The organism is Erwinia sp. LJJL01 (genome assembly GCF_047300805.2).
Taxonomy (GTDB): domain Bacteria; phylum Pseudomonadota; class Gammaproteobacteria; order Enterobacterales; family Enterobacteriaceae; genus Erwinia; species Erwinia aphidicola.
Genome location: NZ_CP178576.1, coordinates 4,701,092 through 4,717,970, shown reverse-complemented (window position 1 = coordinate 4,717,970; position 16,879 = coordinate 4,701,092). Strand labels below are relative to the sequence as shown.

Here is a 16,879-nt window from a genome sequence, read left to right as displayed (position 1 = left end):
CAATAAAAAAATTTTCAGGTAAGGAACAACATGCCAGCACCGATTCGATACGTACAGGACAGCCCGCATTTCCCACCGGCAGCGGATGTGGTGGTGATTGGTGCCGGGATCGCCGGGGCGGCTGCGGCCTATGAACTGGCAAAAAAAGGCGTCAGCGTGGTGCTGATTGAAAAGGGCCTGGTCGGCGGTGAGCAGTCGAGCCGCAACTGGGGCTGGTGCCGCCAGCAGAACCGCGACGAGCGCGAACTGCCGCTGATCAAGTACGCCCTGCAGCGCTGGGCCGAACTGGGCGAAGAGACCGGCGAAGAGCTGGGCTTCCGCCGCAGCGGGCTGGTGTACGCCACCCAAAACCAGGCTGACATCAACGCCTGGGAAGCGTGGAACACCATGGCGAAAGGCTATGATTTTCACAGCGAAATCCTCACCGCCGCGCGCGCTAAAGAGATGACGCCGGGCAGCTCCAGCCGCTGGCTGGGCGGGGTGTCATCGCCAACCGATGGTCATGCCGAACCCTCACTGGCGGCACCGGGCCTGGCGATAGCGGCGCAGCGCCTTGGCGGGCTGGTGTTTCAGCAGTGCGCGGTGCGCGGTCTGGATATCACTAACGGTAAGGTTAGCGGCGTGGTGACCGAACGCGGCCTGATCAAAACCAGCAGCGTGATCTGCGCGGGCGGGGCGTGGACATCTATGTTCTGCCGTCGTCACGGTATCGATCTGCCGCTCGGCAACGTGATCGGCACCGCTTTTCGCACCGCGCCGATTGAACAAAAAATTGCCCTGCCGCTGTATACGCCGGGCTTTGCCTGCCGCCCGCAGCTCGACGGCAGTTATACCGTCTCTGTTTCCGGCCGTGGCCGCCTTGAGCCTGGCGCGCAGGGGCTGCGTTACGCCCGCCAGTTCTACCCGACCTTTAAGGCGCGGCGTAAAAACCTGACGATTAACTTCGGTATCAGCCCGTTTATCCGCGGCCCGGAAGCGCTGGCGCGCTGGCAGCTGGATGGCGTGTCGCCGTTCGAGAAAGTCCGCATCCTCGACCCGCATCCCGATATGGCGATGGTGGAGGAGGGGCTGGCGGCGATGCGCAGCGAGTTCCCGTCGATGGCGGGCGTGCGCCTTGAGCAGGCGTGGGGCGGGATGATCGACAGCACGCCGGACGCGGTGCCGGTGATCTCCCCCGTTGGCAAGCTGCCGGGCCTGATTATTTCGGCGGGTTACAGCGCGCACGGCTTTGGCATCGGTCCCGGTGCCGGGCGCCTTGCCGCCGATCTCGCCACCCACGATAGCCCGATTGTTGATGCGAAGCCGTTCCGCTATGAACGCCTGATTGACGGTTCCGGCCTTGATGCGCCGGGCATGATGTAAGGAACAGTGATGACTCTTGAAATCAAAGCAATGAACGAAACCCATCTGGATGCGGCTTATGCGCTTACTCAGCAGCTTAAGTGGCCGCACCGGCGCGCGGACTGGCAGCAGGCTCTGCTGCTGGGGGAAGGGCTGGCGGCGGAAGAGCACGGGACGCTGGTCGGTACCCTCCTGTTCTGGCGCTGGGGCAAGGATTACGCCACCCTTGGCCTGGTGATTGTCGATGATGCACAGCAGGGGCGCGGCATTGGCAAACAGCTGATGCAGGCGGCGCTGGCCAGGCTTGAAGGCAGCAACGTGCGCCTGCACGCCACCGCTGCCGGACAGCCGCTGTATGAAAAACTCGGATTTGTCGCCACCGGCCACGTTGAGCAGCACCAGTGTCGCGAACTGGCTCCGGTAGCGGCCATCGCCTGCGGGCCGCAGCAGCGGATGCGCAGCGCGGGCCTCCAGGATGCCGCGCTGCTGACCGCGCTCGACCGCCAGGCGCACGGCCAGCAGCGCCCGCTGTTGATCACTCACCTGCTTGAGCGCGCCGAACGCTTCCTGGTGCTGGAGGAGAACGGTACCGCTGCCGGGTTCGCCAGCCTGCGCCGCTTCGGCCACGGCTATGCCATCGGGCCGATTGTGGCGCGCAATCTCGCTAACGCTAAACTGCTGGTCAGCGAGCTGCTAAGCGGCGTAGCGGGGCAGTTTGTGCGCATTGATAGCGACCGTTCGGCCGGGCTTGGCCCGTGGCTGAATACGCTGGGGCTGGTAGAAGTGGATGCGCCAACCACCATGGTCAAAGGGCAACCCTGGCAGCCGGAGAGCGGTGGCATGCAGGCATTCGGGCTAATGAGCCAGGCGATGGCCTGATGAATATTGTCTACAAATCAGAGCCCGAGCGCGGGCAGAAGTGGGCCGCGCTGGTGGCGGAAATGGCCCCGGCGGCTAGCTTCCGGCTGTGGCCGGAGTTTGGCAACCCGCATGAGGTGGAGTACCTGGTCGCGTGGGTGCCGCCGGACAATATCATGCAGCAGTTTCCCAACCTGAAGGTGCTGTTTTCCGTAGGGGCGGGTGCAGACCAGTTCGATTACGCCAGCCTGCCGCCGCAGCTGCCGGTGGTGCGCATGATCGAGCCGGGCCTGACCAGCGGCATGGTGGAGTATGTGACCTTTGCCGTGCTTGGCCTGCATCGCGATATGCCGCGCTATTTGCAACAGCAGCGCGCGGGCATCTGGCAGACGCACCCGGTACAGACCGCCGGCAAGCGGCGCGTTGGCGTGATGGGCCTCGGCGCGCTGGGCGAGGCGGTGCTGAAACCGCTGGTGGCGCTCGGGTTTGACTGCGCAGGCTGGAGCCGCACCCCACGCGATCTGCCCGGCGTGCAGTGCTTTGCCGGTAACCAGCGGCTGGCTGAGTTTCTTGCGCGCAGCGATATCCTGATCTGCCTGCTGCCGCTCACCGCCAGCACCGAAGGGATGTTAAACGCCGACCTTTTCAGTCAGCTGCCGCCCGGCGCGGCGCTGGTGCAGGTCGGGCGCGGGGCGCAGCTCAATCATGACGACTTAGTGGCTGCCCTCGACCGTCAGCAGCTGAGCGCGGCGGTGGTTGATGTTACCGCCCCGGAACCGCTGCCCGCCGGGCACGCCTTCTGGCAGCATCCGGCCATCTGGCTGACGCCGCACATTGCCAGCCAGACCCAGCCGGAGAGCGCGGTAAAAGCGCTGCTGGACAATATTCGCCGCTATGAACGCGGTGAATCCATGGTCGGCGTGGTCGACCGCGAACAGGGATATTGAGATGGATATTGCGGCATTAGTGGCGCTGCGGCGCGATCTGCACCAGCACCCGGAGCTGGGCTATCAGGAGCACCGCACCAGCGGGCTGGTGGCGGAATTCCTGGCCCGGCTGGGGCTGGAAGTCTATCAGGGCATCGGTAAAACCGGTGTAGTCGGGGTGCTGAAGCGCGGCACCAGCCCGCGTGCCGTCGGCCTGCGCGCCGATATGGATGCGCTGCCGATGGCCGATAACGGCACCCAGCCGTGGAAAAGCCAGCAGCCGAACGTCTGCCACGCCTGCGGCCATGACGGCCACACGGTGATGCTGCTCGGCGCGGCGCAGGCGCTCGCCGCCGATGCGCAGTTCGACGGCACGGTGAATTTCATCTTCCAACCGGCAGAAGAGGGGCTGGCAGGCGCGCAGGCAATGATCGACGACGGCCTGTTCGAGCGCTTCCCCTGCGACGAGGTTTACGCCATTCACAACTGGCCGCAGCTGCCGCTCGGCGTGGTGCAGACGCGCCCGGGGCCTATCATGGGCGCGGGCGATGCGTTTTCTATCCGCGTTGAGGGCGGCGGCGGGCATGCCGCGCAGCCGCAGTTGACGCCGGACACGCTGCTGGCGACCAGCGAGCTGGTGGTGGCCCTGCACACCATCGTCAGCCGCGATCTCGACCCGTGCGACCCGGCGGTGCTGACGGTCACGCGCATCAACGGCGGCTTCTCGCACAATATGATCCCGGCGCAGGCCACGCTGAGCGGCACGGTGCGCAGCTTTGACAGCGCCGTGCAGGACCGCATTGAGCAGCGCATGCGCGAGCTGGCGCAGCACGTCACCGCCGCCCACGGCCTGACGGCTGCGGTGCAATATGACCGTTACTATCCGGCAACCATTAACGGCGCTGAACAGGCGGCCACCGCATTACGTGCGGCGGCGCGTGCCGGGCTGGCGCACGCCGAGGCGCCTAAACCGGCGCTGACCTCGGAAGATTTCTCGTTTATGTTGCAGGCAAAACCCGGTGCCTATCTGTGGCTGGGCAGTGCCGACAGCCGCCCGCTGCACCACTCCGAATATGATTTTAACGATGCGCTGATCCCGTTCGGCATCCGCTGGTATTGCGCGCTGGTGCAGGAAACGCTCGGGCCAGAAATTTAACCGAAAGATTAGCCCGAATTACGAAAGTTAATGCTGCTGCCGCTCCCGGAACGGCAGCTTAATGGTCCGGCTTATTGCGATACTTGGCAGATGCCCGCTGGGGCAATTCATCATTTTCACGTCAATGAGGCATACAATGCATAATTTACTGGCTGAGCAGCAGACATTTTCTGATAACGCCCTGTTACTGGACGCCCGTGCCGAAAACGTGCCGCGCGGCGTGGTCACCGCGCACCCGATTGTGATTGCCAAAGGCAAAGGTTCCGAAGTGTGGGATGTGGAAGGTAATCGCTATTTAGATTTCGTTGGCGGCATCGGCGTATTAAACGTCGGCCACAGCCATCCGGCAGTGATTAATGCCGTCACCCGGCAGCTGCAGTTGGTTTCCCACGCCTGTTTCCAGGTGGCTGCGTACCCGGGCTATATCGAGCTGGCAAAACGCCTGAATAAGCTGATTGGCGGCGGTGAAGAGTTCAAAAGCGTGTTCTTTACCAGCGGCGCGGAAGCGGTAGAGAACGCGGTGAAAATTGCCCGAGCGCACACCAATCGCCCCGGCATTATTGCCTTTGACGGTGCATTCCACGGCCGTACCTTATTGGGGGTGACCTTAACCGGCATGAGCCAGCCGTATAAGCAGAACTTCGGCCCGTTCCCCGGCGATATTTACCGCGTGCCGTTCCCGAACGCGTTCCACGGCGTTTCCGAAGCGGACTGCTTAAAAGCGCTGGATACCCTGTTTGCGGTGCAGATCCTGCCGGAGCGCGTAGCGGCAATCATCATCGAGCCGGTGCAGGGCGATGGCGGCTTCCTGCCGGCTTCCCCGGCGTTTATGCAGGCGCTGCGCGAGATCACCACCCGCCACGGCATTCTGCTGATCTGTGACGAAGTGCAGACCGGCTTTGGTCGTACCGGCAAGATGTTTGGCTTCCAGCACACCGGGATGGTGCCGGACCTGGTGACCGTGGCGAAAAGCCTCGGCGGCGGGCTGCCGATCTCCGGTGTGGTGGGTAAAGCGGCAATTATGGATGCGCCAACCCCTGGCGGCCTCGGCGGCACCTACGGCGGTAACGCGCTGGGCTGCGCGGCTGCGCTGGCGGTGCTCGATCTGTTTGAGCACGACAACCTGCTGGAGCGTGCGAACCAGCTCGGCGAGCAGATGAGTGCGCGCCTGCAGCAGCTGGCGGATAAATATGCCTGCATCGGCGAGGTGCGCGGCATTGGCTTTATGCAGGCGGTGGAGATTATCGACTTCGAAAGCAAGCAGCCCGATGCGGCGCTGACGCAGAAGATCCTCGACTGCGCCTGCCAGGAGGGGCTGCTGCTGATCAAGTGTGGCCTGCAGCGTAATACCGTGCGCTTCCTTGCCCCGCTGGTGACCAGCGACTCACAGCTGGAAGAGGCGCTGCATATCTTTGATATCGCTCTGGCACGCGCCACCGGACGCCTGGGTTGACCACTCTTCCTCATTGATATTATTGCTTTTATTGATAATTACGCCCGGATAGCACGCGATGTTAAATCACTGGCGTAGCAGTGATTAAGCGTGCTATACCATCTGGGTGACGTGAACCAATGAGGGGTTTTATGAACGGCTTAATGAAACTGGACCGTATCGACATCAACATTCTGGTACAGCTACAGAAAGATGGCCGTATCAGCAATGTCAATCTTGCCGACGCCGTCGGGCTTTCGCCCAGCCCCTGCCTGCAACGCGTGAAGCGTCTGGAAACTGCGGGCTTTATCACCGGTTATGAAGCGCATATTAATCTGACTAAAATCACCGATTCAGTCACGGTGTTCACCGAAGTGACGCTCTCCGGCCACCGACGCGAAGATTTCCTCAAGTTCGAAAATGCGATCCGCGAAGTGGACGAGCTGATGGAGTGCCATCTGATCACCGGCGGCTACGACTATCTGCTGCGCTTTATCACCCGCAGTATTGAGCACTATCAGGAAGTTATTGAAGGGCTGCTGGATGCCAAGGTCGGCATCGACAAGTACTTCAGCTATATCGTGATCAAGTCACCGATTATGAAAAGCAGCGTGCCGCTACGCTCGCTGATCGCTCGCCATACGCAGGTTGAATTTTAACAGCGGGTCGGGCATGCCCGACCTCTGCTATTGACCCCCTCAACGAGTGCAGGGGCGGGGCTTGCCGTGCCCGTTGATACCCTGACGAAGGTTTTTTAGCTCACTACTTTGACCGAAAATGATCACCCCCCTCTCTGTAAATCGGAAAAATCACCATAACCTACGTCATTTTATGTTAATCAATTTTATGGCATTGGTGAACTCTGCTCTTTTCTTCATTTTTTTAAAAAATAATTTTATTTATCATCGTTTTTTGAGATAAGTTGTTCGTGTGAAATTAGGCGTATTTATTGTTAATTTCTAAATATACTCCGGTAGCAATTCGAGAGTAAAAGTTTGTGTTTATTTAAATGGAGTTAATATGATTGGTTTTTCGGTATCGCCATATACTGAAACTTTCTGGAATGAATTCTTAATCAATCCAAAATCCTGTGAGTATAATTTAGTCGTCGACCAGGCGATAAATGGGCCATTAGATATCGCACGTCTGGAAAATGCGATTGCAAAGTTAGTCGAAGAAAATATTCTGTTTAGTCACGTGCTGAGTGATAGCGGCGACCAACTCCGTTGGGTGCCGGGTAATAAAAGTATCATACTTGAGCAGCTTGACCCGTCGAGCGATCTGTCCGCGCAAGTAAAGGCCCCCTTTGACCTGCGTAGTGGCCCACTCTGCCGCTTCTTGCTGGTAAGGCATGATGCGCATCACCATGATTTGATTGTCATCCTGCATCATACCCTCCTCGATGGCCTTTCGGGGCAGGAGTTCATTGACGCGTTATCTCACTATTATAATCACCGGGGCCAACAGCCGTTCGGCCGCAAAAACAGAGAAACCCTCGATGAACAGAATGCCCGTTTCAGGCAAGAGATATCACGCCTGCGCACTGAATTTAATTCAGTAGATTTTTGGCAAGAGATGCTGGCGGGTTGTCAAAAAGTTAATGATATTCCAAAAATCCATCAGAACCCCCTGCAAGGTCAGATACACTCGTCTGAGGTCCGTTTTCACATCTCTTATACTCAGTGGAATAGTCTTAAGTCCGGTGTGAAATACGCGAGCCATTTCCTGATTTTTAAAACATTATGGGCAACTCTTCTTGCCAGAATGTCAGAGGAAAAATCGGTCTGTATTGGCTATCCGGTGTCTATTGATGGCGGCAGTGAGATGTATTACGGTGCTCAGGTGAATATGGGGATTTTTCCTCTGAGCCTCTCTGCTGAGTCGACGTTTCGTGATATATATCAGCTAAGCATCAATTATATCCGAAAAATTAAAGCGTCGGGAAAATTGCGCCATACTCAGTTGCCGATTTATGAAGTTATCAGACAGACTGGCATTCAACATTTGAATGTTAACTTTTCCCAGGCTTATCTCAAGGATGCGCCTTTCTCATTGGAAGGTTGCCAGCTCAGCATCAACAATCGTTTTAATATTGATCTATCCGGTTCAGAGCTGCTTCTGGAGTATCAACCCGCTGATGATGGCTTCGATTTTCGCTTGAGATATCGTACAGATCTGTTCGATGAGCATCAGATGATTGAGATGTCGGAACAGTATTGCGATCTGCTGAACGCGGCTTTGCAGCAGCCGGACAGGCCGCTGTCCGATTTCCCTTTGATCACGGCCCAGCAGGAATCACGACTGCGCGACCAGTGGAGCAGCGAGCCCGAGGTGGTCATACAGAGCTCTACCACACTGCTATCCGGTTTTGAACTGCACGCCAGCCGCCATCCCGAGCGGATTGCCCTGCGCGACGAACAGGGTTCCCTTAGCTATGGCGAACTGTCACAGCGGGTTGACCGTCTGGCCAGCCAGCTGCACACCGCCTTCCGGCAGCTGACGGGGGAGCCGATGCTGTCGGAGACCCTGATCCCGCTGTTTATTGAGCGAACCAACGATGCGGTCATCGGTATGCTGGCGATCATGAAAGCAGGAGGAGCCTATGTGCCGCTTGATCCTCACACCCCGCAGCAGCGGCTGAGCTGGATCCTGCAGGATGTGGCTAGCCCAATCATCCTGACACAAACCAGCCTGCAGGACCGTGCTCGCACAGGGGCAGAAAACATACACTGCCTGCTGATAGATGCGCTGGCGCCGTGCAACGACGATGAGCCAGTGGTACACCTGCCGCGGATTGATAACCGACAGCTGGCTTATGTCATCTACACCTCCGGCACCACCGGGCGCCCCAAAGGGACCCTCTGTGAGCACCGTGGGGCGATCAATACCATTCTCGGCCACACCCGCCGCATTCTTGCGGATGAGCGCGGCGTGCTGAATTGCCTGCAGTTTGCCACCCTGGCTTTTGACGCGCATGTCTATGAAGTCTTTATCGCTTTGCATAACGGGCACAGCCTGCACATCGCCAGCGAACAGCAGCGCAAAGATTTACAGCAGCTGACGCAGCAAATGGCCGCCTGGCAGATTCATTTCTGCTTCCTGCCACCGGCCCTGCTCAGTACCTGCCCGGCGTTCCCTGAATCTGTGCGCTACATCGGTATGGGCGGCGAGTCGGTGGCGGAGGAGGTACTGAACCACTATCTGGCGCAGGGAATGCGCGTCTCAAATCTCTATGGCCCCACGGAAGCCTCGGTCAGCGTGAGTGTGAACCTCTATCAGCATAATGGCGCGCGTAATATTGGCTGCAGCATAGACAATATGCGCTGCTATGTCGTTAACGAACGGGGGCACATATTGCCGACTGGCGTGGTTGGCGATCTTTGCCTGTCGGGGATTGGGCTGGCCCGCGGTTATCTCAACCTACCGGAGCTGACGGCGAGCACCTTTACGGACAATCTGCTGGAGGAGGGTGAAAATTATCAACGTTTTTACCGTTCCGGCGATAAGGCGCGCCGCCTGCCTGACGGCAGTATGGAGTATTGCGGGCGTCAAGATCAGCAGGTAAAAATTCACGGTCATCGCATTGAACTGGGTGAGATCGAAAGTGTGATGCGCGCTATCCCAGGCGTGCAGGGGGCGGTCGCGGCCGTGCAGAGCGAACCTGTGCTCCAGCTGCGAGCCTGGTACGTGTTGTCGCCAGGCAGCACTCTCACGGCAGAAAAGATCTTACAGGTGCTTAAACTTCAGCTGCCGCTGTATATGATTCCTGGCGCAATGAGGGCGATTGCGGCGATCCCGCTGACGCTCAACAGCAAAGTGGACTATAAGGCGCTGCCCGAACCGCAGAGCGTTGACAGCTATACTCACTATCGGGCGCCTGCCAATGCCCTGGAAAGCCAGCTTCTGGCGCTGCTTAATCAGCTATTAAAATGCCAGGCGGGCACTGACGATCACTTCTTCGCTCTCGGAGGCGACTCCATTCTGGCGATCAGATACTGCCATGAGATTTACAAGCGGACTGGCCTGCATGTGTCGCCCTTAACCCTGAGTGAGTATCCTACCGTTGCCACGCTGAGCCATCAGCTGGCATTGAGCAACGAAACGGTGCCACAGGTCACTATTCCAGCCATGGGACGTGACAGCGGACCGCTCTCTTTCCAGCAGTCTCAGCTCTGGTTTATGGCGCAGCTGTCTGCGCAGGCAACACATTATCTGACGCCGCTGATGCTCCAGCTTGACCCGACAATTGACTGCGAACGGCTGGCTATCAGCCTGCAGGCGCTGGTTGCGCGACATCAGGTATTACGCAGCCTGATAGTGCAGGATGAGCAGGGCGAAGCGAGCCAGCAAGTTACCCAACAGACTCTGACAGTGGCGCAGAAACATCTGCCAACGGAAGACCATGTTACAGCCAGCGTCGAGCAGGCACTGCAGCAACCCTTTGATCTGAAACGTGAGATTCCGATACGGGCCACGATTTATCATTATCAGGATGTGTCGGGCACTGCACGTATCGCCTGCCTGCTGGTATTTCATCATATTGCCTTTGATGGCTGGTCGCTGAATGTGGTGATGCGGGAGCTCGACGATTTATATCAGCACTTCGCTAAGACAGCGTCAGCGGATCCCGTCGTACCTGAACGGCAATATCTGGATTACGCCCTGTGGCAGCAGCAGCAGGCGGCGAATCAGCAAAGCGCTTTGGACTTCTGGCTTCGGGCGCTTGACGGGCTTCAGCCACTTGATATCCCGATGGATTTTTCCCGGCCAGCCTTTGCCGATGTGCGGGGTGACAATGTTGAAGTGCTGCTGCCGGCGGCGCTTATCGAGGCGTTACGCGCGTTGGCCCGCAGGCAGGGCGTGACGCTGCATGCCGTGACCCTGGCCGGTTTTGTGCTGCTGTTATCCCGTTATACCGGGCAGGACGACGTGGTGGTGGGTTCGCCGCTGGCTAATCGCGGACAGGCGGAGCTGGAAAATCTTATCGGCTTTTTTGTGAATACCCTGCCGCTGCGCCACCAGCTGGACAATCAACTTTCTGTCGCTGAATTTATCCGTCAGGTGGCGGACAACACCCGTCAGGTGCAGCAGCATCAGGATATGTCCCTGAAGCAGCTGGTGGACCATCTTGCCATTGCGCGTGACTTTTCCCATCATCCGCTGTTTCAGGTGATGTTCAGCCTGGAAAGCGAGGAGCACTCTGACGCTGTGCCGCAGTGGCTGTCTTTGGTGGATCTGAGTGAGAAAGAGAGAACGGCGAAATTTGATCTGACTCTGACGCTCAAGCCTTGCCAGGAGGGGATGCGTGCGCGCTTCAACTTTGCCAGTGCACTCTTCAGAAAATCAACGATTTCCCGGCTCGCCCACTACTATCTGCAGATGCTGCAACAGCTGATAGAGCATGAGGAACGGCCGCTAGCGGCAGCCGGGTTGGGGGCGGGTATCGCCCTATCGCCGCCGAAAGCAGCATTTGACTATCACTTTGAACGTCCGCTACATCAGGACTTTATTCGTCATGCCCAGCAAAACCCGCAGGCAGCAGCGCTGTTCGATGATCGGGGCGAGATGAGCTACGGTGAGCTGTATCAGGCCGCACAAATGTTGGCGACCCAGTTACGATTACAGGGGGAAGTGACTGGAGAAGCTGTCGCTATCCTTGCGGATAAGGGGCGACAGCAGCCTGTTGCGATACTCGCGGTGCTGATGTGTGGTAAAGCCTTTTTGCCAATGGATAAGGCCTGGCCGCTGCAGCGCAGACTGGCGGTCATGGCGCAGGCCGGGATTAACACCGTTTTGAGCAGCGAAGCGTGGGCCACTGAAGCCGTCAAGGTCATTCTGCTGGACCGCAGGGGGCTGGCATCGGAACTGCCGCTGGCAGAGCAGCTACTGCCGCCGGTGGAGGTGGCCGCGAATGACCTGGCCTATATTATTTTCACTTCCGGCTCTGGCGGTACGCCGAAAGGGGTCGCGATTGAACATCGTAGCGCGGTGAATACCCTGGAAGGGGTACAGCGTCGCTTCAGCATTGATAAGCACGATCGCAGCCTGGCGCTCAGCGCAATGAGTTTTGACCTTGCCATTTGGGACATTTTTGCCCCGCTTTCCGTCGGTGGCGCCGTAGTGATGCCTGCCGAGCAACATCGCGCCAGTCCGCAGGCATGGTATCAGCTGATGATGTCGCATCGGGTGACCCTCTGGCTCAGTGCTCCGGCCTTGCTGGAGCTGTTGCTGGATTACGTTATTAATGCCGGATCCCTCGATCGCCCACGTCCGGCGTTGCGGCTGGTCATGGTGGGAGGGGACTGGATTGCCACATCCTTACCCGAGCGCTGTCGCCAGTGGGCACCTGACTGCCAGTTCTGCAGTGCAGGCGGCGCGACAGAAGCCGCCATTTTCTCAATTCTGTACGAAGTTCCACCTGAAAAGGTGCTGACGGTCAGTATCCCGTATGGTCGGGCGCTGCCCCATGAACAATTTTACGTCCTGGATCGCTGGCTGCGGCCCGTGCCCGAAGGGGTTAAAGGCGAGCTCTTTATTGCCGGAGAGGGATTAGCGCGCGGTTACTATCATGATGAAGAGCGAACCAACGCCAGTTTCTTCTGGCATCACCAGCTGCAGCAGCGCGTGTATCGTACTGGCGATTACGGGCGTTTCCTCAGCGATGGCAATATCGAATTCATGGGGCGCATTGACCAGCAAGTCAAAATCAATGGCTACCGGGTTGAACTGGGTGAAATTGAAAACGTGGTGCTGGCTTATCCGCGGATAACGGGCTGTTGCGTGATATTGACTTCCGCTCCCCAAAGGGTTCTGGTCGCCTATATCACTGCCAGTGAAGAGATTGATATTGTCTTATTGCTTCAGCAGTTACGCGCCCAGCTGCCGCAGTACATGGTGCCAAAAACCATTATGCAGCTTGAGCAGATCCCCCTGACGCTGAATGGCAAAGTCGCGCGCGATTTACTGCCGCCAGCAGTGCCTCAGGCGCAGGCTTTTGTGGAGGCAGCGAGTCATGAAGAGACGATTTGTTGCGATATCTGGCGCGAATTGCTTAACGTGGAGCCAATCGGCGTAGAGGACAACTTCTTTGCGCTGGGGGGCAATTCCCTGCTGGCTATCCAGGCCAGCTACCAGCTTAGCCGAAGGCTGAAAAAGCAGGTTACGCTGAGCGAAATAGGGCAGTACCCCACGATCAGATCGCTGTGCGCTTACCTGGCGCAGAGTGGGCCGCAGACAGCGGGTATTTCTATCCCGGCCCAGCAACGCGACCGCTGGCCCCTCTCTTACTCACAGATGCAGCTGTGGTTTATTGAAAATCTTAACGGTGGCAGCAATCTGTACCATGTTCCGATGCTGTTCCGGCTGGCGCCAGGCACAGATATTGACGCCTGTTGCCACAGTTTGCAGGCGATTGTTGCCCGTCATGAAGTGCTGCGCAGCGTGATCCATCAGCAGCAGGCGCAGCTAGCCGAGTCAGTGCGAACTGATGCAGCGCTCGAGGTGGCTCGCATGATGCTGGCTGCGGGTGAGTGGCCGCGGCAGCTGCAGCAGGATATCGACCGTCCATTTAATCTCAGCACAGAAATTCCGACCCGCGCCACGATTTACCAGGTGTATGAGGGGAATACGCTGGACGTTTACTGCCTGGTTGTTATCCATCACCTGGCTTTCGATGGCTGGTCGCAAGCGTTGTTTATCCGCGAGCTGGCCGAGCTGTATCCCGCTTGCTGTTTAGGCAGCACGCTGCCATTGTCCGCACCCGCGTTACAGTATGGTGACTATGCCTGCTGGCAGCGAGAGTATCTTGACTCCGGGCGGGCGCAGGCGCTGAAAAACTTTTGGCGGGATGAGCTGCACAACTGGCAACCTCTTGAGCTGCCGCTCGACTACCCCCGCCCGGCAAAGGTTGATCATCGGGGGGCCAATTATTGCATCAGGTTACCAACAGAACTGGGTGCTCAATGTGAGCATTTTGTTCAGCAGCATGGCGTAACGCCATTCGCGCTGTTTCTCGCCAGTTTTAACCTGCTGCTGAGCTACTTCAGCGGTCAGCAGGATATTTTGGTCGGTACGCCTGTCGCTAACCGCCCGACGGAGGAGGTGCATAATGTTATTGGCTTCTTTGTTAATACCTTGCCGCTACGCTCGCAGATCGATGATGACATCACGCTTGCCGCGTACATACAGGGTGTGTTCGACCAGGTGATGGAAATTCAGCAGTATCAGGGCCTGCCTCTGGACCAGCTGATCGATATGATGAAGGTGCCGCGCGACCTGGCTTCTCACCCTTTGTTCCAGGTGATGTTCCTGTTGGAAGATGAGGACGTTAATCCGTCATTCCCTGACTGGCTTATCCCACAAAGCCTGAACAAAAATTATCAGGTAGCCAAGTTTGATATGACCTTGAGCGTACAGAAAAAAACGGAGGGGACGCAGCTGATATTTAACTACGCCACGGCGTTGTTCAGTGCTGAAACCATTGAATACCTGGCGCGTTACTATCTGCGCATCCTGCAACAGCTGGTGAATCATAGCCGCCTGCAGATTAAAGAGATGCATCTGATCGACCCAGCCGACGTGTTGCGTCAGCGAGCAGAGTGGCAGTCCAGCCTGCCGCAGTATGACTTTGAGCGTGCCATTCATCATGACTTTATCCAGCATGCCCGGCGGCAGCCGCAGAGGGTGGCGCTGATAGACAGCGACGGGGCACTGAGCTACGGCGAACTGTATCAGGCGGCGCTGCATCTCTCTCTGCAACTACGGCAGTTTACCGATATGGAGGCGGAGACTATTGCAGTGATGGTGGATAAAGGGCGCGCGCAGATTATTGCCGTAATGGCTATCCTGATGGCCGGCCGGGCGTATCTGCCGCTTGATGGCTCCTGGCCGGAGCGCAGACGGCGCGCCATCATCAGCCAGTCACAAACACGGGTCATTATTAGCAGTGCCCCCTGGCAGTCCACCGACAATGCTCGCCTGCTGGCGATAGATAGTCACGGCTGCGTCGCGGAACTTCCGCAGCCGCAGCCGGGCGAACCGGTATTCGCGGCGTCGGGTGAACTGGCGTATGTCATCTTCACTTCCGGTTCTACTGGGGCACCCAAAGGGGTGGCAGTTGAGCATCGCGGCGCTGTGAACAGTATTGTTGATACGCTGCGGCAGCTGAGCATTGGCCCGCACGATCGAGGGCTGGCGCTGAGCGCGTTGAGCTTTGATATTTCTGCATTTGATATCTTTGGCATTCTGTCGGCTGGTGCAACGATGGTGATACCGTCGGAAGCCCAGCGTTATCAGCCAGATGCCTGGCATCGCCTGATGATTGAGCACGACGTGACGTTCTGGAACTCTGCCCCGTCAGTGATGACATTGCTGGTTGAGTATCTTGAGTCCGGCGTGCAGCCCGGCGCCAGCTGGCCCGCCTTGCGCAATGTGGTGCTGGTGGGGGAAGTGATCTCCCGACAGCTTCCCGCGCGTATTCGCCAGTGGCAGCCGCACTGTCGTATTAGCAGTACGGGGGGGGCCACCGAGAGTTCTATATGGTCGATCATCTATGAGATTCCTGACGGACCGATACTTGCTCCCAGCGTGCCTTACGGCAAAGCGATGGCGCACCAGCGCTTTTACGTGCTTGACCGCCATATGCGTATCCTACCGCCTTGTCTGCCGGGTGAGCAGTATATCGGTGGGGCAGGCGTGGCGCGCGAATATTACCGTAATCGCACCCTTACCGATGAGCGTTTTATCTGGCATCCGGTGCTGGGGGAGAGGCTTTACCGTACCGGGGATGCTGGGCGTTATCTGCCTGATGGCAACCTTGAATTTTTAGGCCGTATGGATTTTCAGGTGAAGCTGAATGGCTATCGCGTTGAGCTGGGGGAAGTCGAAGACTGCGCAATGGCATTCAGTCCCATCAAGTCCTGCTGCGCGATTGTCAGAAATGACGACAGCCAGCAACGGCTGGTCCTTTACTACGTCTGTGAGGAGCCGCTGGTGGAAGTTGAGCTGCTGGAATTCATGAGTCAGCAACTGCCGCTATATATGATCCCGACCGCGTTGGTAAGGCTGGATGCGTTGCCGCTTAGCTCCAGCGGTAAGCTGGATCGCAAAGCACTGCCTGCCCCGGCCAGCAGTAGCGAAACTGATTATGTTGCCCCGAAAAATGCGCTGGAGGCCCAGCTGTGTGCGCTGTGGCAGGAAACGCTGCACTGCGAACGCATCGGTATGACCGATGATTTTTTCCGCGCCGGGGGAACGTCAATTATCGCGATCTCTTTGTGCATCAGGCTTGCTGACATTCTGGGGTCACCGGTCCCGGTGGTGAAACTGTTCCAGTGCCGTACCCTGAAAAATCTGTTAGCCAGCCAGCACAACAGCCTGGTGATAGCGCTCAACACTCCTGCGCCCGGTGCATCTGCGTTATGGATGATCCATCCGGCACTGGTTGGCGCTGAAGCGTTTTATCCGTTTGCGCAGGCCTTCCAGGGCCGCATAAACTGCTTCGGTATCGACAACTACAATCTTTATCATCGGCCGCCGATTGATTCTCTGCCCACGCTTGCCGCTCGCTATCTTGATGAGATGACGGCACACGGGCTGTTAAGCGGAAGTTCGCCAGTACAGATTGTCGGATGGTCGTTGGGGGGACTGATCGCGTTGGAGGTTGCCGCGCTGCTGGAAGCAAGGGGCGTCGGCCAGGTGTCACTGTATCTGCTCGACAGTTTCTATCAGCAAGCCGTGGGAGAACAGCCATCATCCGATCTGCTGTCCGCCCTGGGCATTACTGCGGAGGCGGCACAGCGGGCAATGGCCATTGCAGGAACGGAACAGCGGCTTGCACAAGGTGTTATTTCGCGCAGGCTGATGACCACACGCGTGACATTGTTCAAAGCGACCCAGCCCAACCCACAGCTGCCGGATGACGTAATGCGAGAGCTTCTGGCAGTGCAGGATAATGGATTGCAGCAAGTTTGCGAAGATTTGACGGTGATCCCGCTGGCGTGCCACCACCATAATATTCTGCAATGTGCAGAGGAGATTGGCGAAGTGATTATCCGTAATAAAGAGGGCATAGCGTTGGATAAGGCTACAGAGTTGTTACAACGGGCCGACCGGTAACAGGTCGACCCGACAACGAACCCCTCAACTCTCGTCAGGGCGAGGCCTGCC

Annotated in this window: 7 protein-coding genes; all 7 read left to right on the top strand. The window is 57.8% G+C overall.

All coding sequences use genetic code 11. From position 1 onward, the window contains the following. The first annotated feature begins 30 nt into the window (after positions 1-30). The 7 genes from ACLI4M_RS22950 to ACLI4M_RS22920 all read left to right on the top strand — a co-directional run bounded on the left by ACLI4M_RS22950 (position 31) and on the right by ACLI4M_RS22920 (position 16,828). The gene (locus ACLI4M_RS22950) at positions 31-1,362 is read left to right on the top strand and encodes an NAD(P)/FAD-dependent oxidoreductase (RefSeq protein ID WP_133623374.1); all 1,332 of its coding nucleotides are present in this window, start codon (positions 31-33) and stop codon (positions 1,360-1,362) included. 9 nt (positions 1,363-1,371) lie between these two features. Next, the gene (locus tag ACLI4M_RS22945) at positions 1,372-2,220 is read left to right on the top strand and encodes a GNAT family N-acetyltransferase (protein WP_048915658.1); all 849 of its coding nucleotides are present in this window, start codon (positions 1,372-1,374) and stop codon (positions 2,218-2,220) included. Further along, complete coding sequence (locus ACLI4M_RS22940) at positions 2,220-3,146, top strand: 2-hydroxyacid dehydrogenase (protein WP_133623375.1); 927 nt, start codon at positions 2,220-2,222, stop codon at positions 3,144-3,146. The genes ACLI4M_RS22945 and ACLI4M_RS22940 overlap by 1 nt, the downstream gene beginning before the upstream one ends. A gap of 7 nt (positions 3,147-3,153) precedes the next feature. After that, entirely contained in the window at positions 3,154-4,281 is a 1,128-nt protein-coding gene (locus ACLI4M_RS22935; protein WP_253539569.1) for a M20 aminoacylase family protein, read from the top strand. A gap of 136 nt (positions 4,282-4,417) precedes the next feature. Then, positions 4,418-5,734, top strand: coding sequence for a 4-aminobutyrate--2-oxoglutarate transaminase (gene gabT, locus ACLI4M_RS22930; RefSeq protein WP_099754917.1), 1,317 nt, complete (start codon positions 4,418-4,420; stop codon positions 5,732-5,734). Positions 5,735-5,865: 131 nt separating this feature from the next. Continuing rightward, positions 5,866-6,372 (top strand): Lrp/AsnC family transcriptional regulator, encoded by a 507-nt coding sequence (locus ACLI4M_RS22925; RefSeq protein ID WP_048915662.1) that lies wholly within the window; start codon positions 5,866-5,868, stop codon positions 6,370-6,372. 361 nt (positions 6,373-6,733) lie between these two features. Then, on the top strand, positions 6,734-16,828 hold the full coding sequence (locus ACLI4M_RS22920; protein WP_133623376.1) for a non-ribosomal peptide synthetase: 10,095 nt from the start codon (positions 6,734-6,736) through the stop codon (positions 16,826-16,828). Positions 16,829-16,879: the final 51 nt, after the last annotated feature.